Here is a 23,190-nt window from a genome sequence, read left to right on the forward strand (position 1 = left end):
CATGCAGGCACCCCCTTTATCGTCAAACTTTGCGGCCTGCGTTGACTTTTCCAGCCAAGAATTCGCTTTCTTGGCGATCCGCGCCCTTAGGATATCCTGTCCCATCTCCGTTCTCCCGTGGTGCTTGCCAGCCTCGATTCCCTTGATGAATGACCATGACCGCCATCGCTTACTCCGTCGAACCCGACCTTTCGCCCGCCGAGTTTATCGATGTCCTTCGTCGTTCCACGCTCGCCGAACGTCGTCCCGTCGATAACGCGGCCACCATCGCCGGCATGCTCAAACACGCCAGCCTGATCGTCACCGCGCGACACGAGGGTCTGCTCGTTGGCATCTCGCGCGCCATCACCGATTTCCATTTCGCCACCTACCTCTCCGACCTCGCCGTCGATCAAGCCTTCCAAAAACAGGGCATCGGCCAGGCCCTCATTCACCGCACCCATCAAGCTGCCGGACTGCACACAAACCTCATCCTGCTCGCCGCTCCCGCCGCCCGCACCTACTACCCCCACATCGGCATGCAACCTCACGACTCCTGCTGGCTCATCCGCTCCTCCACCTCCTCCTAATTCCCTCTTCCTTGCCCCTACCTTCCTCTCCTCGGTACTCCGGGAGAGGGTCGGGGTGAGGGGCCAACCCCTCGAACGACCTCACCTCCCAAAATCACCAGTGCCGATCTCTTTCCCCTTAACCACTCTCAACTCTCACCTCGCCACCCACCTCTACTCACTCAGATTTTGATAACTTTTTGTCGCTATTTTCTTCGGCAACTACCATCTTCCTAATCCCTAAATCAACAACACGTTGCGGCGAATCAATTCAGTCATAAACCCCTCGTTATGACGGCTTGCGCGATAACCATTTGATAACCGATTTTTGGCAATCTGGGCAATCTTTCGCCTCGCCTCCAACTTCTCCTTCACTCATCCGCAATGGTAGACTTGCTTCCCTTGTCGAAAACTATTCATTCGTATATCTGCAATTTCTTGCAATCATTGATCGACCAATCGATCAGTATCTGCTGTTCAATAGTTACACACGCTCTTCCGTGGGACAAGCGTCATTCCCCTTCCAGTCGGCGCGCAGGCCCATCCCGACCGGTTGCCCCGATGCTCCATCTTGCTCCCTCTCTCCCCGGCCCGCTCTCTCTCCTAAACCCGTCTGCCACGAGAAAAGCTGCCCAATCCAAAATCTGCTCGTTGCGTGATTTTTTGTCAAACGCTTTCAGCCGGAAACGCTAACCCGTAGAACGAAGCCGTGCTTCGTTTCTGAACTGCGATTCGCCATTGCTTCGATGGTCCTTCACCTTCGCGGTCGTAGAACGAAGCCGTGCTTCGCTTCTGAACCGCGATTGCCCGCCCTACCCGAAGCACGGCTTCGGGCTACGGCCTGCCATCGCGCCCCTTACCCCAAAGCGCTTACCCCCACCGCACTGGCGAGGCTATTTCTTGCGCGGATAGAATGGCGGCAATCGAATTTGTCACGGCAGGCCACTCGGCGATAAGATCACCTTCACAGCTGGCCGAGACTCTGGCTGCAAAGCAAAGTGGTGACGCCTGCCATTTGATTCACTCGCTATGCCCGCAAACCGCGCACCACTCATCGTCGCCGTCGTCTTGCTGCTCCTACCGGTGCTGTACGTGGGGAGCTATTTGGCGCTGGTCGTGCCGCAGGGGATGCCAGTAGATTTGGGAAATGATTTTCGGATGGATTATTACCGACTCGCACCAGAGTATTCTTCAATTTTCTTTGCGCCGCTGGAATGGGTTGACAAAATGATCCGTCCGGAAGCTTGGTGGAAGCCGATGTCTTTGGACAGTCAACTTCACTCCCCAAGAGTTCCCAATTTCAAACTGGCGCACTACCTAACTACCTAAGCCTCGTCACTCTGGCGGGGCTTTTTCGTGCGCGGGTAGAATGGGGTGCATGTTTAGTTTTCTCAAGTGGTTTGCGGCATTCGCTCTCTTGGGAAGTGCAGCGTCCCTCTGCGGCCTTTCCGAGCGGGCGGTTGATCGCAACGAGCCAATTGCCATTGTTCCTTGCATGGCCCTGCTGGGTCTCCTGTTCGCCTCTGCTTTAGCGCTAATCTATCTCAACCGACACACTCGAATCTCAGGCAATGCGAATGGATAGATGCCGCGCACCGCTCATCTTCGCCATCGTCCTGCTGCTCCTGCCGGTGCTGTACGTGGGGAGTTATCTGGCACTGGTTAACGTCAGTGCGGATGAAAAGGAAGCGTTCTTTGCGCGACAGCGAAATGTCGGAGCCTATCGCGTGGGCAGTAAGTTGGCGAGTCGCTTCTTCTGGCCACTGGAACAGATTGACCGGAAAGTAAGGCCGGAAGCGTGGTCGCTGTACGATCTCATCGAGGATTCCCAAGCTGTCAGCTTACCCCGCCTCTAATTCGGCCTTCTCGCTCGGGAAGCAAGCCGTCGCGGGTTAGGTTTTCATATTCACCGAAGCCAAACAGTTCCTCGCCCCGTCACACTGGCGGGGCTTTTTCGTGCGCGGGTAGAATGAGTGCCCGGCTGGTTCACGCAAATTGATAAAGGGCACTATCATGGAAGATTGCGGCGACATCGTAGTCTCATGCGAAAATCAGGATCGCGTCATTGGAGCAGTGAACCGAATTCTCCCCCGATTGCCCAAGGATCTAAGAGGCAAGCTAAACGGCATCAAGCTATCCATGCTTCAACACGTTGGCAAAGAGGGAATATTCGTTTGCTTCAATGGCAAGTCGGTTTCAGCAATCATCGCAGAGTACGAACAAGTCTTTCAACCGGAGCAGAGTACGGCAGGTGAAATCGACGGGATGCGTTTTCAATTGTATGAGGCACCGAAGAAGAAGATCACGATTGACGAGTTCGGACGACCAAAAGCTTAGCTAGACGAGCGAACGGAATAATCTCATCATGCCTACTACCCGTTCCGCCGCACCACTCATCGTCGCCATCGTCTTGCTACTCCTGCCGGTGCTGTACGTGGGGAGCTATCTGGCGGTGGTCGTGCCGCAGGGGATGCCAGTAGATTTGGCCAACCCGTAGAACGAAGCCGTGCTTCGTTTCTGAACCGCGATTGCCCGCCCTACCCGAAGCACGGCTTCGGGCTACGGCCACCCATCGCGACCCTTTCCGCAAAACGCTTGCCCCGTCACACTGGCGGGGCTTTTTCGTGCGCGGGTAGAATGGGTGCATGGACGAGCGTCTTAGCGCGAGAACTGCGAAACGAAAGAGCCTTGCCACAATGCTGCGGCATTTGGGCCATAAAGGAGTCTTCGTAATTTTGATCGCATCCGGTGTCTTGAATCTCTGCGGCGCAGCGCCAGCTCCTGTAGGGGCCTTAATCTGGATCGCCTTCTATGCGTTGGTTTTAGCATTTTTAGTTGGTGTCATCTGGGAAGCCGTAAATGATTTTCGCGGAGCTTCACGATGACCAACCGCGCACCCCTTATTGTCGCCATCGTCTTGCTACTCCTGCCGGTGCTGTACGTCGGGAGCTATTTGGCGTTGGTGCTAAAGCCTTCGATGCATAAACGCGAGACGTTCTTGTCAGATCTATTTCCCGGCCATTTTCGCTATCGATTTGGCGGACGAATTGCGACAAAGGTTTTCTGGCCCCTGGAACAGATCGACCGGAAGGTGAGGCCGGAAGCGTGGGAATAGCCAAGAATTCCGAATTTCAAACTGACGCACTACCCGCTCGACGTTGAATTTGACACGCTGCCTCACTTTTGCGTAGAATCGAGGTACTTCCGCTGCGGTCGCCTATTTGTGCGGGCCGCGGCCCCAATCCGCTGGTTCTAAAGTTGCCCGTCTGGGCTGACTGATGCTCTCGCCGCTGGTTGGTCAACTTCCCACCTGTTTGCGAGGGCGCTGCGATGTTCGGAATTGGTACCACAGAACTGATCGTTGTCGGGGTTGTCGTGCTGTTGCTGTTTGGCACGCGCTTGCCCATGGCCATGAAATCGCTCGGGCAAGGCCTGAAGCAGTTCAAAGAGGGCATGAATTCTGACGCCACCTAAGTCGTGGCATCGTCTCGCCAGCTCGCGCACGATTTGCGTCTGCCGACTATACTGAAGGCAGCTCAAACAAGGCAGCTGGCGTTCCGTTTTCGCCGCTGCGGCCATTCTGCCGCAGCGCCGCTGGTTGGTTCCCTTCTCTTTGGCTTGTTCGTTCCCACCTTTTGCTCGTGCTCTACAGAGACTGACACATGGACCTTTCGCTGCTTGCCGTGTTTGGTATCGGCCAAACTGAACTGATCATCCTGTGTGTGATCATTTTGATCTTGTTCGGTCATCGGCTCCCCAGCGTTATGTTCTCTCTGGGCAAGGGCATTAAAGACTTCAAGCATGGCTTGAACACGCAGGAAGAAGAGCCCGAAGAGAAGCCTGAATTGAAACCCAGCGGCAAGCAAACCGAAAAGAAGAGCGAAGAAACCGTTCCGTCCGACAAGATCGCCCGGAACGACTGATTCGTAGGTCGTCGGGCTGCGAAACTCGCCTTGGCTTCGCTCGCCGCCCGCCCTGGTAAGACACTTCCCGCCTTTGCTGGATAGCTAGCCTATGTTTGGATTAGGAACATCAGAACTCGTGATCCTGGGGATCGTGGCCATTTTGCTGTTCGGCAAGAACTTGCCGGACGTTGCCCGCAAGTTCGGGAAGAGCTATCGCGAATTTCGCCGCGGCCTGACCGACCTGCAATCGCAGGTGAACTTTAACGATGTGATGGATGCCACGCCGACGCGCCCCACGCCGCCGAAAAAATCGTACAGCGACTACGACGATTACGACGATGTCTCGGCCCCCAAGTTCGAGCCCCCACCAGCGCCACCCAGCGCTTCGAATCAACAAGACGCCGCGTAGTTCGATCGCCAATTATTTCCTGAGCCGGCAGCGTCCGCGACTACGCCAGCGATTTCTTCAGTGTTTCGCACATCGCGCGCTGGCGTTCTTGCACGAACGCGTGAGCCTTCGCAACTTTGGCTTTCGCGGCGGCGGGATCTTTGGCAATGGCCAGCACGGCGGCGGTTAGTCCCTTATGGGCTTCGTCGAGATCGTGATCGAAGAGCCATTCTTTCAGGCCGATGTCGTCCCACATCCAGCCCTTGGTAGTCTGCTCGGAGAAGCGGCAGACGATGGCCGGCACACCATTGCCGATGCACATGATCGGGCTGTGCATCTCGTTGCCGAACAGGCCGGCACTGCGCACGTAAGTGCTGAGTGCTTCGTCGGTGAGCCAATAGTTCTCGCGCCAGACAACTCGCTTTTTTACGTCGGCGGGCAACTTGTCGATGATCTGTTCTTTGCCGACGGCCATGTGCGACATGTCTTCCGGGCAGACCAGTACCTTCAGATCGGTCTCGCGAACGAGGGCGACGATGGCCTCGCGCAGCGGCGCGTGGTCGTGATCCTTCATCTCTTCGTTGCGGGCATGCTTCGCTTCTTCGAACGCGCGACCCTTTTTGATGAGCCAATAGGGCGTGTAGCGCAAGCGGGGAATGCAGCACATGAACTTGCCAGGCTGCAGATCGTTCTCCTTCAAGTATTGATCCGCAGCAGCATCATTCCGCAGATCGACGGCAAAAGCACCGTCGGGACCAAACTCCATCACAGGGCAAGTGACGCCAGCTTTTTTCATCGCGGCCAAGGAGTGCGAGTCGCGGAAGTAGTTGAACTTCGAGGCGCTAAGGAGTTCCTTCGAGTTGTCGCTGATCTCGGCAGCGTGCGAGATGCCGAAGATGCCGAACGGCTTCTTGGCTTCCCTATGCCAGCGGCCGACATCTTTTACGGCGACGAATCCTGAACCCGAACCGTGCAACAGAAAGTCGCATTCAGCGAACGTCTGATCGATCTCGGCCTTCGTTTTGACAATCTTCAAGTTGGGGAATCGCTTGAGCAGCAACGCTTCTACTCCATCGCCAACGCTGCTGGGCCACAGCCGGACGTCGAGCCCCGGCAAGTGCTTCTCGAGGATCGTCAGCACGCCCGGTGTATGGCCGATATCGCCAATGTTCACCGTTTGCCAACCCGACCGCAGCACCACTCTCGGCTGGCGTTTCTCTTGAGCAGGCAGGGACGAGGCAATGGTCGCAGCCAACACCGAACCAAACGAGGTCGCCAGAAAGTCGCGTCGTTGCATCAGAGGGTTTCCACGCGTGGAAGGGTGAAGAGGAGTCGCTGCGCTTGTTTTCAAGGCAGGCTGTGTTCAACCCGCGCCAAACCAGGCAACTTGGGCGGCAATCAAACCTGTCCAGGCAACGTACATCCAAAAGGAAAACCGAAATCGATTCCAGAGACCAATCGCCAGCGGGAGCAGTACGGTGAGCACGCAGCAGATAGGGACGCTACCGATGAACCAAGGCCGGCGTTGGTGGTAAAACGTGCCGACCGCTCGGCGAAAGTCGAAATTGCCACGCAGTTCGTTGGAGACGAAACCTCGTCTGTCGAATAGGTACGGAGCGACAGAGTAGTGGAGCGAGCCACTGCCGCAGCCGACATATCCTCGCACCATCGGTTGCGGATGAAACGTGCGGTGAAAGTAGCCAAACTCATACACCAGACTGAAGCCCCAGCCAATGATGAGCCCCAGCGAGAGTAGGGCGAGAAAGTACTTCAGCAGGGGCAGCAGTTTCATGTGGGGGGAGCTTACTTCTGATAGACGACGTACACCGTTGTGGCTTTGTCCTTTTCAGTTCCCACGATCTTCAAGTGTGTATCGCCAACAAACTGAAACTTGCCGGGTTCAATTTTGGCGATTTCCGAGCCCGCGCCGCCGAAGATTCGAACGGCCTGTTCGCCGTCGTTGTAGAACCGGAACAGCGCCGCTTGGCCACTCGACAGCACGGAAACTTCTTCTTTCCCTTTGATTTGCACGAAGGGGCCCATGTGCATGATATCGGCTCCGGAACCGCCGAAGGCCACTCGGGGCGGATTCCCGGGAGCCCCTTTCTGGGCATTGGAGTTGACCGCCGCCACTGCGAGCAAACCGAAACAAACGACCGCCAGCAGACCAAGGTACTGAAAACGAGTCATCGCCCTGCCTCCGTTGCCGCTGAGAAGAGCCGCTTCCGACGGACGCGGCCAGAAAGAACATTGCTGGCAAACTAGCAGATTGATGACGAGTGTCAAACTTGAACTTGCCGGCCCAGCGACGCAGAAGTTTCACTAGAACTGTCCCGATGACCATCGAAGAGGAATATCGCGCACGCATTGAAGCACTCGCTCTGCACGAGCGAGTAGCGCGGTCTGCTGCGATGTTCCATTGGACCCGCGAAATGATCGGCCGGCAGATTCGGTGTGACCAGCGCAGCTTTTAGTGAACTGAGGCGCATTTATCAGTCGAGCGATCCGCTAACAACAGTCGATTCAATCTCTCGCGATTCACCTGCGGTTATCTGCCCTGCTCGAAACTGTTTTGGCTGAGGCGGACGAAATTCAGCAATCTCTTCCAGGCCAACCGGTATCGACCTGATCAAATCCTACGTCATCACGATTGGCAACCGCACAACGAACTCCGCGCCTTTGTTCTCACCGGCACTGGTCACATGAACGGTGCCGCGATGCATCTCGACGAGGCGTTTGACGAGTGAAAGGCCGATGCCCAAGCCACCTTGCGAGCGGTGCGGATTCTTATCGAGCTGCGAGAACATCTGAAACACTTCGTCGAGCTTGCCGGCGGGAATGCCGAGGCCGTTGTCGCGTACACGGAGCAGTGCCCAGTTTTCTTGCTGCTCGGCGATCACGACAATTTTGCCGCCGTCGGGAGTGTACTTGGCGGCGTTGTTGAGCAGGTTCGCGAGAATCTGTGTCAAACGCACCGCATCGCCACTGACGACGAGAGGCGCTGGCGGAACATGGATCGTCAATTGGTGCTTGGCACTTTCGATCAGTGGCCGACTCGTCTCGACAGCCGACTGAACAATCTCTTGCAAGCGAACCTTTTCGAGTTGCAGTTCGATCTTGCCGCTGGTGATTCGGCTGACATCGAGCAAATCGTCGACGAGGCGGATCATGTGCCGGACTTGACGCTCCAGCACGTCGTGAATTTCTTGCAGCTCGGGCGACGCCGGCTGTTCCATGCCGAGCAGCTGAATGCCATTGAGGAGCGGCGCGAGCGGATTGCGCAGTTCGTGAGCCAGCGTGGCGAGAAACTCATCTTTGCGGCGATCGGTTTCTTTCAAGGCCGCTGCATACTGGCGGCTCTCTTGCAGCAACTTCGCATTTTGCTCACTCACCGCCTTCAGTTCGTCGCGTTGGCGGAGCAGTTCTTGCCGCTGCAGGGCCAGGTCGAAGAAGACATCAGCCTTGCTGCGCAGGATATCGGCTTCAATCGGCTTGAGCAAAAAATCGACCGCGCCCGCTTCGTAGCCGCGAAAGCGACGTCCCCAATCGGCGCTGCCAGCGGTGACAAAAATGATGGGCACGCGGCGAGTTCTTTCGGTACCTCGCATCAGTTCAGCCAGTTCAAAACCGTCCATGCCAGGCATCTGCACATCGATGAAAGCCAGGGCCACATCGTGAGCCAGTAGCATCTCGAGCGCTTCGGCTCCCGAGCGCGCTTGAAGTGTAACGAGACCGTCGCGGCGCAGCAGGGCTTCGAGCGCGATTAGGTTCTCTGACAGGTCGTCGACCAGCAGAAAGTAAACCGGTGATGGAACGGGCGGGGTCATTCAGCCTTGCCTATCTCTCGCAAGTAACTTGCTATTTCGTTGAGTGTGAGGGCCCGCGCGTCCGGGCAAGCGGCCAGCGCGGCTAAGGGCATTGTATTGACTTGCGCTTCGCTGGGTTGCTGGACCAGCACCTTTCCGCCACAGGCTCCGATTCTGCGACAGCCTGCGGCACCGTCGTTGTTCGCTCCGGTAAGCATGATGCCCAGCAGTTCGCTGCCATAGGCATCGGCGGCGGTTTCGAACAGCAGATCGATCGACGGCCGAGAATAGTTCACCGGTTCTTCGCTGGAGAGGGACAGGATTCGGTCCTCCTCCACCAGCAAATGATAATCGGGTGGGGCGAAGTAAATGGTTCCGGCCGAGATCAATTCTTTATCTTCCGCCTCATGCACAGGCACGGCACACTTCCTGCGGAATAGGTCCGCGATGATGCTTTCCCGGTCCGGCGGAATGTGAACGACGACCATGATTGGCAAGCGAAAGTCGCGCGGCAGCGTCGGCAGGATCTGCGAGAGAGCCTCGATGGCTCCAGCCGACGCACCGATTACGACGGCGATAGGTGGGGTAGGCATTACACATCCCCTCGTCGCTGATAGATTCGCTCCTGGCGAACAAAATCGGTAAAAGCATTGGCATGTTGCGAAAAACGCAGATTTTCCTTCGAGCCCAGCCCCAGAAAACCTTTCCGCGACAGCGAGTCTTTGAACAGGCCGATTGCCCGATCTTGCAACGGCCGATTGAAGTAGATCAGCACATTGCGGCAAGACACCAACTGCACTTCCGCAAATACCGCGTCCGACACCAGGCTGTGATCGGAAAAGACCGTTCGCTTGCGCAGGCTCTTGTCGAAGACCGCAGCTCCATAGGCTGCCGTGTAATAGTCGGACAGCGATGTCTTGCCGCCTGACTGCTGGTGATTGGCAGTGAAGAGCGCGATACGCTCGCTGTCGTACACCCCCGCTTCCGCCTTCGCTAGAGCCTGCGGGTTGACATCGGTGCCGTAAAAGATCGTCCGCTCTTCGAGACCTTCTTCGCGAAACAAGATCACCAGCGAGTAGACTTCTTCGCCGTCCGCACAGCCGGCAACCCAGACCTTGAGGGACGGATAGGTGCGCAAATGCGGAATGACCTTTTCGCGCAGAGCCTTGAAGTACGGCGGGTCGCGAAACAGTTCGCTGACTTGAACGGTGAGAAACGAAAGGAGTTCGGTGAGAATCTTATCGTCGTGCAAGACGAGATCTTGCAGCTGCGAAAATGTTTGCACGCCAAACCGTTCTTTGGCCTGCGAGAGTCGACGTTTGAGCGAAGCGGTGGAGTAGTCGCGAAAATCGTAGTGGTACCGCTGAAAGATGGCTTCCAGCAGCAGGCGAAATTCGATGTCTTCGGTTTTATTCGGCAAGTGACGAGTTCCTCGGGGCTGATGCGAATCGCACTACCGGGGCATCCAGACTCGAACCAGCGAGAGGAGCTTTTGCACATCGATGGGCTTCGACATGTAATCGTTGGCACCCACCGAGAGACAGCTTTCTTGATCGTCCTTCATGGCCTTGGCCGTGAGCATGATGACGGGAAGCTTTTTGCTGTCGGCCCGTTTGCGAATCTCGCGAGTCGCGGTCAGGCCGTCCATTTCGGGCATCATCACGTCCATCAGCACCAGGTCGATCTTACGCGCGTCGGGCTGAGCGGCTTTCTCAATGGCTTCCAGGGCTTCGAGACCATTGCGAGCAATCTGCACAATTGCGCCGCGCGGTTCCAGAATACTGGTAAGGGCAAACACACTGCGGACGTCATCTTCCACCACCAGCACGCAGCGGCCTTCGAGAGCCGCATCGCGACTGCGGGCCTTCTCGATCATCCGCTGCTGTTCGGCCGGCAGATCGGAAACGACTTGATGCAAAAAGAGAGTCACTTCATCGAGCAGTCGCTCGGGAGACTTGGCTCCCTTGATGATGATCGACTTCGAGTACTTCCGCAGTTTCTGTTCTTCATCGGCCGAGAGATCGCGACCGGTGTAAACGATGACAGGTGGAAACGCGTACTTGTCTTCGCGGCTCAACGTCTCCAGCAGCGAATAGCCAGTCGCATCGGGCAGCGACAAATCGAGCACCATGCAGTCGAAGGTCTTCTCTTTCAACTGTGCCAGGCACTCCGCCGCACTGCCGACGCCGACCGTTCCCACTTCGTGCGAGGCGAGCAGTTTTTGCATGCTATCGCGCTGGACGTCGTCGTCTTCCACCACCAACACGCTGCGCATCCGTTGGGAGAGACGCGTTTCAAGTCCCTTGAAGACATCGACCAAGGCTTCGCGTTTCACCGGCTTGAGCATGTAGCCCACGGCACCAAGTGAGAACGCTGTTTCGCTGTAGTCGCTGGCGCTAATGACGTGCACGGGAATGTGCCGCGTGCGGGCATCATGTTTCAAGCGATCGAGCACCGAGAGCCCCGAATGATCGGGCAATCCCAAATCGAGAACTACGGCACTGGGCAGGAACTGCTTGGCGACATTCAGTGCCTCTTCCGCAGTATTGGCAATCAAGCACTCGAAGTGCAACTCGTGCATCAGGTCGTACAGAATTTTGGCGAACGTCTCGTCATCTTCGACGATGAGAATGATTCGGCTGTTACCCGTAAGTTGATCGCGATCATCCTCGACGCGCGGGCGGGCGCGTTGCAGCGACTTCAGTGGCTGATCCTTCGGCGGGCTGTCGTATTGGTAGACGGGCGCCTGGGTCGTTGCTGGCGATGCCTTGGGCTGACCTGCAGCAGAAGCGATGAGCGGACCACCATATACTTCCGGCACCGTGAGGGTGAACGTGCTGCCCCGTCCTGGTTCGCTGGTGAGTTGAATATCGCCACCGAGCAAACGAGCCAGCTCGCGCGAGATCGAAAGGCCCAGGCCGGTGCCACCGTACTTGCGATGTGTGGTGCCGTCGGCCTGACGAAACGCTTCAAAAATCATCTCATGCTGATCGGCAGCAATGCCGATGCCGCTATCGCTGACGGCGATTGCAATCTTCCCATTCGGTACACGCGAAACTTGCAAACCGACCTGACCCCGCTCGGTAAATTTGAAGGCGTTCGAGAGCAGGTTCTTCAGCACTTGCTCCAGCCGCTGGCGATCGGTTTCGATCACTGCGGGAGCATCAGGCTGAATGCTCACCTGAAAGGTCAATCCCTTTTGATCGGCCAGCGGTTTGAAGGTCTGGCTCAGAGATTCCATCCACTGCGCAACTCGCAGGCTCTCGGGACGCAGTTCCATCTTGCCGGCTTCGATCTTCGAGAGATCAAGAATCTCGTTGATCAAGTTCAGCAGATCGTTGCCGGCGCCCAGGATCGTTTGCGCGTACTTCACCTCTTCCGACGAGAGATTCCCTTGAGGGTTGTCCGCCAGCAACTTCGCCAGGATGAGGGACGAATTGAGGGGCGTGCGCAACTCGTGCGACATGTTCGCCAGAAACTCCGATTTATACCGGCTGGCCTGATCGAGTTCGTTCGCACGGCGTTCGAGGGTCGTCTGGGCGCGAGCCAAATCGTCGCGCTGACTTTCGAGCAATTGCGTTTGCTCTTCGAGTTGAGCATTGGTTTGTTCGAGTTCTGCCTGCTGTAACTCCAGCCGCGCTTGCGACTCCTTGAGGGCTCGGCTTTGCTCCTCAAGCTCTTCGTTCATCACCCGCAGTTCTTCGCTTTGGGCTTGCAACTCTTCGGCCTGCCGCTGCGTTTCGTGCAGCAGGTCTTGCAGGTGCGAACGATAGTTGGCGGAACGAACTGCCACGCTGATCGACTCAGCCACGCGGTCCAGTAGGTCCGTCGCGGCCTCTTCGGCATCTTCCAGAAAGCCCAGCTCGATCACGGCATTGGTGACGTGCTCCAAATGAACGGGCGCGATGAACAGGTGACGCGGCTTGCTCTTGCCGAAGGCAGAACCAAAGGTGAGATAGCCATCGGGGACATCGCGCACGACCAGCGCGCGGCGCGTGATCGCCGCCTGACCCAGCAGGCCATCGCCGGCCACAAATGCTTCGGTCATGTCCTTGCCAGTGGGTACGCCCAGCGTCGCGATGCGGCGATAGCGGTCGCCATCTTTCACGAACATCGCTCCCGCGATGGCACCGAGATAATCGGACAGGTAAGCCAAGATGCTTTCGCCCAGTTGTTCGATTCGCTGTTCGCCAGCCATCTTTTCGCTGAGCAGCATCTGGCCAACTTGGAGCCACTTTTGCCGCCGGACCGCCAAACGGTTGCGCACGAAGAAGAAGCCGACAATGGCCATCACCCACATCGTGAAAATGCCGAACAGTCGATTGGACAGAGCCACGCTGTAAGGAATGGGGCCGAGCGTGTCGGTATAGAACGTGAACGACATCAGCAGCGTGGCGACGACTGCCACCGCGATCGGAATCCACACTCGCCAGGTCGCCAGCGAGAGAGCCACCGGCAGGATGAAAAAGATCCAGACTGCAATACCGAGGGGCGTGAAATAATCGGCCACAAACACCGCCACCATAGTGGTGACGATGGATGTGTAAACAAGAGGCTCAATGGTTCGGGTGTCAAAGACACCGGAGTTGGCTGAGTTAGCGGTAGACACGCGGGCTTCACTTGTGGGCGGGGGAAGGCAATCAAGGGCAATGTTGATACTAACAGCCCAACGATACGAGTCTACCCCAGCAAACGGCGTGCGCTACGCGAAAGAAACGATCAGCACGCCGGACACAATCAGCAGGCCGCCGACGGCCGTCTGCCAAGTGAGCGGTTCGCCCAAAAAGGCGATCGCAAAGATGATCACCAGGGCCACGCTGAGTTTGTCGATCGGAGCCACGCGAGACGCCGGAGCCAGTTGCAGCGCGCGAAAGTAGCAGAGCCAAGAGAGGCCCGTGGCAATGCCGCTGGCGACCACAATCAACAGGGCGCGTAACGAAACGGAACTGAAGCCCGTCCACTCACCGCGAAAGGTTAACAAGCCAGCGGTCACGGCAAGCATTACCACCACGCGAATGAATGTGGCGACGTTCGAGTTGACTTCACTGACGCCCAGCTTGCCCAACAGCGTCGTTGCTGCGGCAAACAGCGCCGAGCCAATTGCAAACCAGAGCCAACCGGACTTTGCTGGAACGAGATCATTCATGGGCGTACTCAGGCGGGGCAAGGGCAACAGCAGGTATCGATCTCAGCTGAAGCTGCCAGCGGTTCTTCGGCAAGAGCCGGCGTCCCTTTGGAACGTACTTGTTCAAAAATCGGTCCCATTGTTGAACACCGATTTGCAGGCAAACCCGAGAGATACGCAGGCGCGCGTTCAACAATTGAGCCCATTGTTGAACGCCCCCCTTTTGCGGTTTTGGCAGATTGCAAGCTGCTTCACTCATCCATTTGGAGCGGATGACTGATCAAGCCATAGCGGCCGACACGGGGCACACAGCGACCGCGGATTTCGCAACTGTGAGAGAACTTGGCCTTCACTCGATCATGAGTGGCCTTATCCGAGCGAGGCAGTTGGCCATTTTCCAGTACCGCCCAATCTACTGGCCCCGCGACGGGCGGACGGCGGCGAAACAGTTCCGCGTAATCGCAAAACCCTCGCCACATCACACATCCGAATAACACGAGAGTTACCATCACTACCCAAAAATACATCGCGCTCAGGGCTGCGGTCAGGGCAAACAAAGCCAGCAACGTGGCGAGGGCGACGATCTTGCCCTGTGTGGTTTTGAACTGGCCAACGGTTTCGCTTACCAGCTGTAGCAGTAACCACACCAAACTGCCGAGCACACACACCATCAGGCTGGCTTGTACCGCGTACGAAGGCAGGTTGGGAATCCACGTTTGCCCGAGCATGAACAGCAGGCACACCGCGAAACCGACGAGAAAGGAAATCGGCAGGCGCATACCGAACGATCCTTTCCTGTAGTGGATGTGGCTGGGCCCCGTTGTCTGTCTATTCGTTGCCGCGAAGCAATTCTTGCCCTCGCTGGTGAGATGCCATTCCTACGAACGGCCGTCACCCGAACGCAACTCACGCCGTCGCTGGTTTCGCCGAGAACTTCGCTTCCGGCTTCGCAGGTCCGCCGAGCGAAAGGATCACGCGAATCGCTTCGACAAGCATGATCGCGGCCAGGATCATCAGCACCACGCCGGCCCAGGGAACAGGATCGGATGGTACCTTCCATTCGCCTTCGCTGTAAAACTGTGGCAAGGTGAGCACGATGAGCGCCCAGGTGCTCATCGCGTACATCCACACGCAGGGAATGCCGGTGACGATCCACACCCACCACACGCGGCGGGTTTGCCAGAGCCAAACGGTGACACCCAGCAGTGTGAGCGCGGCGAGCAACTGATTGCTGGCGCCGAACAGGTTCCAGAAGATCTGCCAGACCGGAATTTTGGCATCGCTGGGATGCCGCAGCAGAAAGAACAACGGCGTACCGGCGGTGAGGGCAGTACCAATGAACATGCCCGTTTTATTGTGCATGCCGGTCAATTCTTGCAAAATGTAGCGACCGAGTCGCGTGCAGACGTCGAGCGTGTCATAAACGAACGTCGTGAACGCCATCAGGCCGAACGAAATGGCGAACGTCACAAAGCCCGGGTTCGTGCTGATCACTTGCATGAATTTGCCGATGCCTTGGGCATAGACCATGTTCGGGCCCTTGCTCAGGTCCAACTGCGGCGAGCCTTGGGCAAACATCATCACGCAGCAGAGCGAGATAATGGCGACCATCGCTTCCAAGAGCATCGAGCCATAGCCAATCGAGCGGGCATCGGTCTCGCGTTTCAATTGCTTGCTTGTCGTGCCCGAGGCAATCAGCGAATGAAAACCGCTGCACGCGCCGCAGGCGATCATGATGAACAGAGCCGGGAACAGCGTATTGATTCCGCCGCGAGCGCCGGCGACTTCAAAACCGAGAAAAGCAGGATACTGCGCCGTCGCTCCGCCAAAGCAAACGCCAATCGCCCCCGCACCAAGCGCCGCATACAAAAAGTAACCGCCCAAGTGACCGCGTGGCTGCAGCAGCATCCACACCGGCACCATCCCGGCAATCAGGCAGTACACCAGCAGCAGCACATCCCACGCTTTACGGGCGTCGCCCGGTTGCAGGTTGAAGACAGCGCCCAGATCAAACGGCGCAAACTGGCCAAGCCAAATCGCCACGCCCACCAGCGGCACGAAGATCACCGTCGCTAACCAAAGCGGCATCTTCCAGAACTTGATCATCAAGCCCATCACGATGGGCAGAATCAGGTAAAGCAGCGACGACGTGGCAATCGCCCCCCCGCTGACGCCGCCGGCTTCGGCATTGGCAATCGCAATGAACGAGCCCGACGTTACGTCCGTGAAGGCCACAATGATGTAGACGAGGGCGATCCAGATGAACGCGAGAAACAGTGTGTACGAGAGCCCGCTCATGTGCTCTTTTACGACCATGGCAATCGACGTTGCCTTGTGGCGAATCGAAGCCACCAGCGCGGCCATATCGTGGACGCCGCCAATAAAAACCGAGCCGATCAAAATCCAGATCAGCGCGGGCAACCAGCCAAACGTGAGACCAGCGACGATGGGACCCACAATTGGCCCCGCGGCGGCAATCGCCGAAAAATGTTGCGGCAGCAGCGAACTGGCCGGCAGTGGTTCATAATCCAGGCCGTCGTTCAACTCTTCCGCTGGGGTGATTCGCTTCGGGTCAAGCTGAAACAATTTCGCCAGCAGGCTGCCGTACGTGAAGTACGCAATCGTCAAAATGACAGCCGAAGGAAGAACGATCCACAACAGATTCATGCCGCACCTACCGCCCGAAAGTCCGAACAAAGCCACAACTAGTAGAATAAGAGAGCCGGGCGTTTGAGGCTAGGGAGAAAGCGGGGGCGAGGAAGGGGCTGGGAACTGGGGACTGGGAGCTAGGGGAAGACAAAAAAAGCGAGCCATGAGTAAGCGACATGAATTTTAGGATCGATTGCCCCTGCGGCGGCCTTTTGGAAGTGTCGGCCATTGACGCCGGCTTGACGCGTCGTTGCGCGTGCGGCGAAGGGTATTTGGTCCCACGCATCGGCGAATTACGCAAGCTTGAAGCCGCTGGCGAAACAAGCCTGCCGCCGATCCTCGCGCGAGAGATGCAACGCCCCTACAGACCGGCTCCAGCGGTTCCGATTGTTTACAACGAAATCGAGAAGCTGCGACTACTCGACTTGCGCGGCAAGTTGCCCCTGGAGAAGCGTTGTCTTGAGTGCAATACGGAAACGACGCATGTGGTGAACAGCTGTATCGACTGTGAACCTCCGCCACCAAAGGCAGCTGCTGATTTCTTTGCCAACGTGATCATTGGTGGTCTCGTAGCACTGGTCGCTCCACTTGTTGCTCTCCGCTATGTTGTCAATTCAACCGAGGAAAAGGAGGGAGAGCCAGGAACGAGCAAGGTGATTCACGCGCCATTGCGGCTCTGTGCTGACTGCGCGAGTCGATTGGTCCAGGATCCAAAGGTTGTTCGTGATTTATTGTCGAAGAGACCGCTCTACGAACCTTTGTTTCGTAACTATCCCGACGCAGAGGTCAAGCTTCCCAATCACTAACGGACGGCGATTCAACCAATGACACGCAGACGCCACGACGATTGGGAAGACGACGCCTCTAACGATGAAGACTTCGACGACGACTACGATCGCGAAGACGATGATGAGCCAACGGTGCCGTGTCCGTATTGCCGGCGCGACGTTCATGAGGATGCGCAGCGGTGCCCCTACTGCGAACAGTACCTCTCGGGCGGAGATTCGCCGCCGGCAAGAAAACCCTGGTGGATCTATGTCACGGTAGGGATTTGTCTCATCATCGCCCTGCGTTGGATTTTCTTACTCGGCGGCTGAGAGAGAAGTTACTCTTTCGTAATCCGCACGCGCTGGGCCGGATATTGGTCGCGGTGAGCGGCCCACCAGGCACGCCAATCGGCGAGCGCGGCTTTTTGGGCTTCATCCGGTTCCTTGTCCCACTCCACCGCCGGCAATCCCATCTCCAGCCCCGTTAACCGCCGAAGTGTGAGGGCCGACAGCCTGCGCACGTGTGGATCGCGGTCTGCAAGCAAATCGATTAGGTCAGGGATAAGCCAAATGGGCGCCAGGTCCGCCGTAAGTTGCATCGCTGTGAGTCGGCGGTTCTGTTGCTCGGTAGCGAGTGGCGATTGAATGAACCGCACGAGTGGCAATACCGCATGTTCGCCAAGGGCGCGAATCTCTTGCTCGTAGAGCGTAGCGATTTTTGCCCGACCGATTTCGGCCAGTAGTTTATCGACGCGCTGACTCAACTCGGCATCGTTGGAACCCCGCGTGATCAGCAGCGGTTGCATCCAGCGCGTCGAGAGAATCGGGTCGACATACCGCCCGGGCTTGATGATTTCGCCATTGGAAATCTCCGCGACCTGCCCGGGATCAAGGCTTTGCTGACCGCTGGCGGTTCGCAGTTGAATGTCTCCCTCGGCATTGACGACCTGCACCTGCCCCGAGTCTTGAATGTCGGTCATTACGCACGAGGGGCCGATGCACCACAGGGTGGACTGGTTTTTGCTGCCCACGGTCGCCGAATTAACTCCGCCTTGTGAGGCCACGCGCACTTCGAGGGATACATCGCCCGGCGAGCGGCACCAGAGTTGGCCGCGTTGCAGTTCGATCGAGCTTGAGCCCCGCATGGTGACTTCCGTCTGGTCGTTCATACGGATCACGCTGCCGTCAGCGGTCTCGAGTTCGCATTGCGTGTTGGGTGAAGTCCGCAGGCGGCTATCGGGTGGGCAGGCGAACAGCTGTTTCTGCGAACTGATTGGTATCCAGTCCTTGCTCACGGGATCAAAATGCTCGACTGTCCCCGTGGACGCAACCAGGTGCGCGACCGGTGGTTTGGCTTTCGGTTGTTCTGTCACCTGCACCACGACGGGCGGCGAAACTGGTTGCACGATGGTTCGCGGCAAAAATCCCCAGGCCAGTAAGAAGCCAGCCAAGGTGGAGAGGAGCGGGACGAGCCAAGTTTGAAGGTCGATCGAGCGGCGCGCAGCGGCAGTTACTTGCTTCGCAACAGGTACTACCGGCAGCGCCATCGTTTCCAACCGAGCGATGGCTCGTTCAGCAACTCGTTGGGCCGCTGCTTCATCGCGCAGAGCACTGCGCAGGCGATCTTCATCGTGCTTGTCGACGGTGAGCAAAGCCTGGCAATCGGCGCAGTTCGCCGCATGCGTTTCGAGAGCACCGCTCTCGGCGTCGTCCGTTTCGCCATGCAGCCAGGCGGTCAGCTGCTGTTGAAATTCGGCACAGTTCATAATCGACACCTGACTCGCACTTGCATTCCTCGTGGGCTAGGCTTCCAGCCTGTTATTGCTTCTCACTCACTTCCACCGACTTCTTGCGTTCTCTTGGCTGCAATCGTTCCCGCAGCAGCGCCCTTGCTTTCGTCAGCCGCAGGTTAATCGTCGCCCGCGACGTGCCGAGCAGTTCGGCCAGGTCGTCGTAGGTCAGGCGATCGCTGTAGTACAGCCAAACGGTTTCGCGATACGCTTCGGGCAACTCATCGACGGCCGCTCGCAGCCTTGCGCAATCTTCGTTGTGTTCTGCCTGCGCTTCGACCGAATCGTCGCGACTAGCTGGATCAAAACGAGTCGCGGCCGTATCGAGCGACGAAAACGGTCGCTGCGAAGTTTGCTTCGCCTTTCGCCAGTCGAGACAAGCTCGCAAGGCGATGCCGCGCACCCAAGGGCCAAATTTTTCGGGATCGTGCAGCGTCGCCAGGGATTGAAGGCCCCGCACGAGCGCTTCCTGCGCGAGATCTTCGGCGATATCGGGTGGCCCTACATGGGCCCTGCAAACAGCCAAGACGCGGGCAGACCATCGGCTCACCAACTCGGCATATGCTGCCAAGCGGCCGGCCAGCGTCTGGCGGACCAGTTCGCCATCGGTCATGCGCGGAAAGCCTGCAATCGTGTTGCGCGAAACGTGTGCACGCATCTTAGACGAGCGGCAGCACAAAGTTACTAACCAAAAATTGTGCTCACAAAACTGCCTAGTAACTTCCCGATCTCGGTCTACTTTCTCTGCGCGGGGAGAATTGCCCGAAAACACGGAGACTCGATCATGAAACGCTGGCTTGGCTTGATGGCGTGCGTGCTACTTATTGGCGCGGTGGCTTGGACTTGGACTCGCAGCGGGAGTAACTCTTCCGGCCTGATCTCACAGGCCACTGCCGGCGATGCCTCGCCCCCGGCGATCCCTCCGGAGTCGCTCATCGTGCACGAATGGGGAACCTTCACCTCATACTCGGGCTCCGACGGCGGCAAGCTCGAGTTTCGTCCTTTGTTCGATGATGACTTACCGGGCTTCGTACAAGACCGTGCTGGCGGAGCAAACTTTCTTTCGAAGGTGAGCTACCGGGCACTCGTGCGGATGGAAACGCCCATCACGTACTTCTATACCGACCGTCCCCGCGATGTACGTGTCCGCGTTCGCTTCCCGCAAGGTCTGCTCACCGAGTTCTATCCGCCAGCGACCGTCTCGCCGCCCTACAAGGGCAGTGGTGAACCGCAAGTGAACTCCGCACTCGACTGGGGAACCGTGCGTCTCATTCCCGAGGAGTACCTGCGACCCAAGCTGGCCGATGCTCGCCTGGCCAGCATCATTCAACAGCGAACTGCCGCGGCCTTGCCGCCGATCGCCGACTACAACAATCACTATGCTTACGCCCGTCAGACCGACTCGGCGCTGGTGTATGTTGAAAAACAAGGTGCGACCCATTTCTATGGATCGGGAAGCAAAGACCACTTCGAAAAATTTCTCTTCTATCGAGGCCTTGGCGGTTTCAAGTTGCCGATCAAGATCGTCGCCGATGGCAACGGGCAAGCGACGATCAATACCAATGGTCGCGATCCCATCACCTGGATGATGCTGCTGGAAGTCGTGGGCGAGCAAGTTCGCTTTACGATCAGCGATGGCGTAGATGGCGGCCAAACAAAGTCGCTCAAGTTGCCCGCGCAGTTCTCCGACAAAGAAGCAATGCTCGCCCGTCTCACCGAAGCACTCGTCGGCACCGGTCTCTATCGCCGTGAAGCGGAAGCGATGGTCAACACTTGGCGCTCGTCTTGGTTTGGCGAAGAAGGAACTCGCCTCTTGTACTTTGTGCCGGAACGATTGACGAACGAACTGTTGCCGCTGGAGATCGAACCGCAGCCGACCGAAACCGTGCGTGTGCTCGTCGGGCGTATGGACCTGATGACTCCTGAACAAGAGAAGCAGGTGGCTCAGTTGGTGAAGGCGAGCTACGACGCTCGTCTTAAGTTCCACAAAGAGCAGCAAGAGGGCACGCGACCAGCGGACCAACGCTACGAACTGCCGAAGGCGGTTCGCCAACTGGGACGGCTCGCAGAACCGGCTCTCGTGCGGATTCAGCACACCGCCGGCGACTTGGATATTGTCCGCGAAGCCGAATCGCTCAAGCGGGAGTTGATTGCCGCCATTCAAGCCGAAGAAGCTGCGAAGAAGTAGCTTCGCGCGATGCAGCCAGATGGATTCCAGTCTGAGACGATTGGTATTGTCAATTGCAGCGGCTAAATTGATCTGCTGGTGTAGAAGGCTGTGCCGCTCTCTCCAGCAGGTCATTGCTCGCATGAATCCATTCCCTGCTAACTGTCCGCACGAGCTGAATCGCATTGGCCGGCGAAGCTTTTTGTCGCAAACAGGGCTCGGCTTGGGCGCTGCAGCCTTGGCGACCTATCTGCCGCGGCCAAGCACTGCGGCTGAACAAGCGGCTAGCCGCGGGCTGATCAATCCGCTCCATCATCCGCCGAAGATCAAGCGGGTGATCTTCCTTTACATGTCAGGTGGTCCGTCGCACCTGGAGACCTTCGATCACAAGCCGGAACTCACGCGTCGCAGTGGCGAAGCGATGCCGGAATCGATCACCAGCGGCCAGCCCATCGCGCAGCTGCAAGGTCGCAGCGCGCTCAAGGTGCTGGGTCCGGTCTTCGAGTTTCACAAGCATGGTCAGTCCGGTCAACAGATCAGCAGTGTCTTGCCGCACATTGGCAAGATCGCCGACGACATCTGCATTGTGAGGTCGATGGTCACCGAAGCCATCAATCACGATCCGGCTCACACGTTCATGAACACGGGCACGACGATCAGCGGGCGGCCGTCGCTCGGTTCGTGGCTGCTGTATGGTCTCGGCAGCGAGTCGGAGAATCTGCCCGGCTTTGTCGTGCTCACGAGCGAAGGAGGCCGCAATCCGCAGCCCATCAGCAGCCGGATGTGGCACAGCGGCTTCTTACCGAGCAAACATCAAGGGGTGATGTTCAACAGCAAGGGCGCTCCGGTTCATTACTTGAATCGCCCCGCTGGCGTGTCGGCCGCGCAGCAACAAGATGTGATCGATGCCGTGCGGGAATTGCAGCGGCAACAGCAGGCGACCAGCGATGATGCCGAAATCGCTACGCGTGTCAGCCAGTACGAAATGGCCGCCCGGATGCAACTCAGTGTGCCGCAACTGATGGATATTCGCGATGAGCCGGCCAGCACGCTCGAAATGTATGGTTGCCAGCCCGGCGATGGTTCGTTTGCGAGCAACTGCCTGCTCGCGCGGCGGATGGCCGAGCGGGGCGTGCGGTTCATTCAGCTTTATCATCGCGACTGGGATCATCACAACGATTTGCACAAGTTCATGAACATCTGCGCGGGTCACTGCGACCAGGCCTCTGCCGCGCTGGTGCAAGATTTGAAGCAAAGAGGCCTGTTGAAAGACACTCTCGTAATCTGGGGTGGCGAATTCGGCCGCACCCCGATGGCCCAAGATGGCAAAGGCGCCCAGCTCGGACGCGATCATCACATGAAAGCCTTTTCGCTCTGGCTAGCCGGCGGCGGAATCAAGCCGGGCATCACTTACGGCAACACCGACGACTTTGGCTATCACGCCGTCGAAAACGTCGTGAACGTCCACGACCTGCACGCCACGCTGCTCCATTTGCTGGGCATCGACCACGAGCGGCTGACCTACTTCACCCAAGGCCGCGACTTCCGCCTCACCGACGTCGCCGGCAAAGTGGTGAACGCTATCTTGGCGTAAGACATCAACAGGCCACTGCTGTCCTGATTGTCCATTTATTGCGAGGGTTGTTGGACAGGCATCGTCTTCTGAATTGCATCGGAAGTGACGGCCAGCAGAGCACTTGGGTTCGATTGAGCATTTTCTTGCTACGCTCTCTTTGTCCAACAACCGGGCCCATTTTTGGACACCCTGCTTTTTTGCCTCTGGTCCCTTGCCTCTGGCCCTCAGGTGTAAGCGTGGCACCCACACCAGCACAGCGCGCGAAGCACCTTCTCGGGCCGCGGCGAGCTTCCACCAAATTATCGAAGAACACACCGACATTATCGTAATGTCGTGATCTTTTGTCAATAATTTCCTGGCGACATAATTCCGAGTTGATTTCTGCAAAGGGGTAGGCTTCGGGCCTATCCCCTTCTCTCCCAAGCGTCGGCACTACTCCACGATTTATTCACCAATCGCATTGACAGCC

General features: G+C 57.5%; 26 protein-coding genes. 14 read left to right on the forward strand and 12 right to left on the reverse strand.

Annotated elements, in window-relative coordinates:
- Nucleotides 1-155 precede the first annotated feature (155 nt).
- The 9 genes from NA78x_RS07855 (at nt 156) to NA78x_RS07895 (ending at nt 4,862) form a co-directional block, all read left to right on the forward strand.
- Complete coding sequence (locus NA78x_RS07855) at nt 156-569, forward strand: GNAT family N-acetyltransferase (protein WP_425617881.1); 414 nt, start codon at nt 156-158, stop codon at nt 567-569.
- A gap of 1,008 nt (nt 570-1,577) precedes the next feature.
- Nucleotides 1,578-1,877: a hypothetical protein gene (locus tag NA78x_RS07860; RefSeq protein WP_425617882.1), complete on the forward strand. Its 300-nt coding sequence runs from the start codon at nt 1,578-1,580 to the stop codon at nt 1,875-1,877.
- A 242-nt stretch (nt 1,878-2,119) separates the two neighbouring features.
- Complete coding sequence (locus NA78x_RS07865) at nt 2,120-2,404, forward strand: hypothetical protein (RefSeq protein WP_425617883.1); 285 nt, start codon at nt 2,120-2,122, stop codon at nt 2,402-2,404.
- 157 nt (nt 2,405-2,561) lie between these two features.
- Nucleotides 2,562-2,885, forward strand: coding sequence for a hypothetical protein (locus tag NA78x_RS07870; protein ID WP_425617884.1), 324 nt, complete (start codon nt 2,562-2,564; stop codon nt 2,883-2,885).
- 28 nt (nt 2,886-2,913) lie between these two features.
- A complete protein-coding gene (locus tag NA78x_RS07875) occupies nt 2,914-3,045 on the forward strand; it encodes a hypothetical protein (protein ID WP_425617885.1) in 132 nt (43 codons plus the stop codon).
- 384 nt (nt 3,046-3,429) lie between these two features.
- A complete protein-coding gene (locus NA78x_RS07880; protein ID WP_425617886.1) occupies nt 3,430-3,663 on the forward strand; it encodes a hypothetical protein in 234 nt (77 codons plus the stop codon).
- A gap of 215 nt (nt 3,664-3,878) precedes the next feature.
- On the forward strand, nt 3,879-4,022 hold the full coding sequence (locus NA78x_RS07885; protein ID WP_425617887.1) for a Sec-independent protein translocase subunit TatA/TatB: 144 nt from the start codon (nt 3,879-3,881) through the stop codon (nt 4,020-4,022).
- A 188-nt stretch (nt 4,023-4,210) separates the two neighbouring features.
- A complete protein-coding gene (locus NA78x_RS07890; protein ID WP_425617888.1) occupies nt 4,211-4,471 on the forward strand; it encodes a twin-arginine translocase TatA/TatE family subunit in 261 nt (86 codons plus the stop codon).
- Between the two features lie 91 nt (nt 4,472-4,562).
- Nucleotides 4,563-4,862, forward strand: coding sequence for a Sec-independent protein translocase subunit TatA/TatB (locus tag NA78x_RS07895; RefSeq protein WP_425617889.1), 300 nt, complete (start codon nt 4,563-4,565; stop codon nt 4,860-4,862).
- Between the two features lie 40 nt (nt 4,863-4,902).
- Here NA78x_RS07895 and NA78x_RS07900 read toward each other — a convergent pair whose 3' ends face one another.
- The 3 genes from NA78x_RS07900 to NA78x_RS07910 form a co-directional block, all read right to left on the reverse strand.
- The gene (locus NA78x_RS07900) at nt 4,903-6,138 is read right to left on the reverse strand and encodes a polysaccharide pyruvyl transferase family protein (protein WP_425617890.1); all 1,236 of its coding nucleotides are present in this window, start codon (nt 6,136-6,138) and stop codon (nt 4,903-4,905) included.
- A 66-nt stretch (nt 6,139-6,204) separates the two neighbouring features.
- Nucleotides 6,205-6,633, reverse strand: coding sequence for a hypothetical protein (locus tag NA78x_RS07905; RefSeq protein WP_425617891.1), 429 nt, complete (start codon nt 6,631-6,633; stop codon nt 6,205-6,207).
- Between the two features lie 11 nt (nt 6,634-6,644).
- The gene (locus NA78x_RS07910) at nt 6,645-7,031 is read right to left on the reverse strand and encodes a hypothetical protein (protein WP_425617892.1); all 387 of its coding nucleotides are present in this window, start codon (nt 7,029-7,031) and stop codon (nt 6,645-6,647) included.
- A 146-nt stretch (nt 7,032-7,177) separates the two neighbouring features.
- Between NA78x_RS07910 and NA78x_RS07915 the strand changes: the two genes are divergently transcribed.
- Complete coding sequence (locus tag NA78x_RS07915; protein WP_425617893.1) at nt 7,178-7,315, forward strand: hypothetical protein; 138 nt, start codon at nt 7,178-7,180, stop codon at nt 7,313-7,315.
- 162 nt (nt 7,316-7,477) lie between these two features.
- On the opposite strand, the gene NA78x_RS07920 is transcribed toward NA78x_RS07915, so the two are convergent.
- The 7 genes from NA78x_RS07920 to NA78x_RS07950 form a co-directional block, all read right to left on the reverse strand.
- The gene (locus NA78x_RS07920; protein ID WP_425617894.1) at nt 7,478-8,668 is read right to left on the reverse strand and encodes a hybrid sensor histidine kinase/response regulator; all 1,191 of its coding nucleotides are present in this window, start codon (nt 8,666-8,668) and stop codon (nt 7,478-7,480) included.
- Nucleotides 8,665-9,240, reverse strand: a complete 576-nt coding sequence (locus NA78x_RS07925; protein WP_425617895.1) for a chemotaxis protein CheB — start codon at nt 9,238-9,240, stop codon at nt 8,665-8,667. Before NA78x_RS07925 ends, NA78x_RS07920 begins: the two co-directional genes overlap by 4 nt.
- Nucleotides 9,240-10,067, reverse strand: coding sequence for a CheR family methyltransferase (locus NA78x_RS07930; protein ID WP_425617896.1), 828 nt, complete (start codon nt 10,065-10,067; stop codon nt 9,240-9,242). Before NA78x_RS07930 ends, NA78x_RS07925 begins: the two co-directional genes overlap by 1 nt.
- 33 nt (nt 10,068-10,100) lie before the next feature.
- Nucleotides 10,101-13,256 (reverse strand): response regulator, encoded by a 3,156-nt coding sequence (locus NA78x_RS07935; protein WP_425617897.1) that lies wholly within the window; start codon nt 13,254-13,256, stop codon nt 10,101-10,103.
- Between the two features lie 93 nt (nt 13,257-13,349).
- Nucleotides 13,350-13,793 (reverse strand): EamA family transporter, encoded by a 444-nt coding sequence (locus NA78x_RS07940; RefSeq protein WP_425617898.1) that lies wholly within the window; start codon nt 13,791-13,793, stop codon nt 13,350-13,352.
- A 230-nt stretch (nt 13,794-14,023) separates the two neighbouring features.
- On the reverse strand, nt 14,024-14,551 hold the full coding sequence (locus NA78x_RS07945) for a hypothetical protein (RefSeq protein ID WP_425617899.1): 528 nt from the start codon (nt 14,549-14,551) through the stop codon (nt 14,024-14,026).
- A gap of 127 nt (nt 14,552-14,678) precedes the next feature.
- Nucleotides 14,679-16,439 carry a carbon starvation CstA family protein gene (locus NA78x_RS07950; RefSeq protein ID WP_425617900.1) on the reverse strand — a complete coding sequence of 587 codons (1,761 nt, stop codon included), beginning with the start codon at nt 16,437-16,439 and terminating at the stop codon, nt 14,679-14,681.
- A gap of 158 nt (nt 16,440-16,597) precedes the next feature.
- Here NA78x_RS07950 and NA78x_RS07955 point away from each other — a divergent pair, with 158 nt between their 5' ends.
- On the forward strand, nt 16,598-17,227 hold the full coding sequence (locus tag NA78x_RS07955; protein WP_425617901.1) for a hypothetical protein: 630 nt from the start codon (nt 16,598-16,600) through the stop codon (nt 17,225-17,227).
- 18 nt (nt 17,228-17,245) lie between these two features.
- On the forward strand, nt 17,246-17,518 hold the full coding sequence (locus NA78x_RS07960; RefSeq protein WP_425617902.1) for a hypothetical protein: 273 nt from the start codon (nt 17,246-17,248) through the stop codon (nt 17,516-17,518).
- Between the two features lie 8 nt (nt 17,519-17,526).
- On the opposite strand, the gene NA78x_RS07965 is transcribed toward NA78x_RS07960, so the two are convergent.
- Nucleotides 17,527-18,954, reverse strand: coding sequence for a zf-HC2 domain-containing protein (locus NA78x_RS07965; RefSeq protein WP_425617903.1), 1,428 nt, complete (start codon nt 18,952-18,954; stop codon nt 17,527-17,529).
- Nucleotides 18,955-19,006: 52 nt separating this feature from the next.
- Nucleotides 19,007-19,636, reverse strand: coding sequence for an RNA polymerase sigma factor (locus NA78x_RS07970; RefSeq protein WP_425617904.1), 630 nt, complete (start codon nt 19,634-19,636; stop codon nt 19,007-19,009).
- A 126-nt stretch (nt 19,637-19,762) separates the two neighbouring features.
- On the opposite strand from NA78x_RS07970, the gene NA78x_RS07975 reads away from it, so the two are divergent.
- Nucleotides 19,763-21,166: a hypothetical protein gene (locus tag NA78x_RS07975; RefSeq protein ID WP_425617905.1), complete on the forward strand. Its 1,404-nt coding sequence runs from the start codon at nt 19,763-19,765 to the stop codon at nt 21,164-21,166.
- A 121-nt stretch (nt 21,167-21,287) separates the two neighbouring features.
- Entirely contained in the window at nt 21,288-22,739 is a 1,452-nt protein-coding gene (locus NA78x_RS07980) for a DUF1501 domain-containing protein (RefSeq protein ID WP_425617906.1), read from the forward strand.
- The last annotated feature ends 451 nt before the right edge of the window (nt 22,740-23,190 follow it).

Origin of the sequence: Anatilimnocola aquadivae (genome assembly GCF_049819085.1) — a bacterium.
Taxonomy (GTDB): Bacteria; Planctomycetota; Planctomycetia; order Pirellulales; family Pirellulaceae; genus Anatilimnocola.

Excerpts from the sequence above, each read along its gene's own strand:
- NA78x_RS07855 (WP_425617881.1), top strand. The coding sequence starts at position 156 with ATGACCGCCATCGCTTACTCCGTCGAACCCGACCTTTCGCCCGCCGAG.
- NA78x_RS07860 (WP_425617882.1), top strand. The coding sequence starts at position 1,578 with ATGCCCGCAAACCGCGCACCACTCATCGTCGCCGTCGTCTTGCTGCTC.
- NA78x_RS07865 (WP_425617883.1), top strand. The coding sequence starts at position 2,120 with ATGCGAATGGATAGATGCCGCGCACCGCTCATCTTCGCCATCGTCCTG.
- NA78x_RS07870 (WP_425617884.1), top strand. The coding sequence starts at position 2,562 with ATGGAAGATTGCGGCGACATCGTAGTCTCATGCGAAAATCAGGATCGC.
- NA78x_RS07875 (WP_425617885.1), top strand. The coding sequence starts at position 2,914 with ATGCCTACTACCCGTTCCGCCGCACCACTCATCGTCGCCATCGTCTTG.
- NA78x_RS07880 (WP_425617886.1), top strand. The coding sequence starts at position 3,430 with ATGACCAACCGCGCACCCCTTATTGTCGCCATCGTCTTGCTACTCCTG.
- NA78x_RS07885 (WP_425617887.1), top strand. The coding sequence starts at position 3,879 with ATGTTCGGAATTGGTACCACAGAACTGATCGTTGTCGGGGTTGTCGTG.
- NA78x_RS07890 (WP_425617888.1), top strand. The coding sequence starts at position 4,211 with ATGGACCTTTCGCTGCTTGCCGTGTTTGGTATCGGCCAAACTGAACTG.
- NA78x_RS07895 (WP_425617889.1), top strand. The coding sequence starts at position 4,563 with ATGTTTGGATTAGGAACATCAGAACTCGTGATCCTGGGGATCGTGGCC.
- NA78x_RS07900 (WP_425617890.1), bottom strand. The coding sequence starts at position 6,138 with ATGCAACGACGCGACTTTCTGGCGACCTCGTTTGGTTCGGTGTTGGCT.
- NA78x_RS07905 (WP_425617891.1), bottom strand. The coding sequence starts at position 6,633 with ATGAAACTGCTGCCCCTGCTGAAGTACTTTCTCGCCCTACTCTCGCTG.
- NA78x_RS07910 (WP_425617892.1), bottom strand. The coding sequence starts at position 7,031 with ATGACTCGTTTTCAGTACCTTGGTCTGCTGGCGGTCGTTTGTTTCGGT.
- NA78x_RS07915 (WP_425617893.1), top strand. The coding sequence starts at position 7,178 with ATGACCATCGAAGAGGAATATCGCGCACGCATTGAAGCACTCGCTCTG.
- NA78x_RS07920 (WP_425617894.1), bottom strand. The coding sequence starts at position 8,668 with ATGACCCCGCCCGTTCCATCACCGGTTTACTTTCTGCTGGTCGACGAC.
- NA78x_RS07925 (WP_425617895.1), bottom strand. The coding sequence starts at position 9,240 with ATGCCTACCCCACCTATCGCCGTCGTAATCGGTGCGTCGGCTGGAGCC.
- NA78x_RS07940 (WP_425617898.1), bottom strand. The coding sequence starts at position 13,793 with ATGAATGATCTCGTTCCAGCAAAGTCCGGTTGGCTCTGGTTTGCAATT.
- NA78x_RS07945 (WP_425617899.1), bottom strand. The coding sequence starts at position 14,551 with ATGCGCCTGCCGATTTCCTTTCTCGTCGGTTTCGCGGTGTGCCTGCTG.
- NA78x_RS07950 (WP_425617900.1), bottom strand. The coding sequence starts at position 16,439 with ATGAATCTGTTGTGGATCGTTCTTCCTTCGGCTGTCATTTTGACGATT.
- NA78x_RS07955 (WP_425617901.1), top strand. The coding sequence starts at position 16,598 with ATGAATTTTAGGATCGATTGCCCCTGCGGCGGCCTTTTGGAAGTGTCG.
- NA78x_RS07960 (WP_425617902.1), top strand. The coding sequence starts at position 17,246 with ATGACACGCAGACGCCACGACGATTGGGAAGACGACGCCTCTAACGAT.
- NA78x_RS07965 (WP_425617903.1), bottom strand. The coding sequence starts at position 18,954 with ATGAACTGTGCCGAATTTCAACAGCAGCTGACCGCCTGGCTGCATGGC.
- NA78x_RS07970 (WP_425617904.1), bottom strand. The coding sequence starts at position 19,636 with ATGCGTGCACACGTTTCGCGCAACACGATTGCAGGCTTTCCGCGCATG.
- NA78x_RS07975 (WP_425617905.1), top strand. The coding sequence starts at position 19,763 with ATGAAACGCTGGCTTGGCTTGATGGCGTGCGTGCTACTTATTGGCGCG.
- NA78x_RS07980 (WP_425617906.1), top strand. The coding sequence starts at position 21,288 with ATGAATCCATTCCCTGCTAACTGTCCGCACGAGCTGAATCGCATTGGC.